The 245-nt window shown below is 59.6% G+C and carries 1 protein-coding gene; it reads left to right on the forward strand.

Annotated elements, in window-relative coordinates:
- A partial coding sequence (gene dctP / locus SB753_RS40290; RefSeq protein WP_410805576.1) for a TRAP transporter substrate-binding protein DctP occupies window positions 1-245 on the forward strand: 245 nt, incomplete at both ends.

Below are 245 nucleotides of genomic sequence, written 5' to 3' on the forward strand. Positions count from 1 at the left end.
GCAGATCAAGAAGGCAACCGACGGCAAGGACTCGGTGAAGGTATTCGGCAACAGCGCACTTGGTTCGGAGAACGATACGATCGATCAGGTGCGCATCGGCGCGCTCGACATGGCGCGCGCGAACGGCGCGGCATTCAACGAGATCGTTCCTGAATCGATGATCCCGTCGCTGCCGTTCCTGTTCCGCGACATCGACCATTTCCGCAAGGTGATGTACGGCCCGGAAGGCCAGAAGATTCTCGACG

The organism is Paraburkholderia sp. SIMBA_053 (assembly GCF_046534895.1).
Classification (GTDB): domain Bacteria; phylum Pseudomonadota; class Gammaproteobacteria; order Burkholderiales; family Burkholderiaceae; genus Paraburkholderia; species Paraburkholderia caledonica.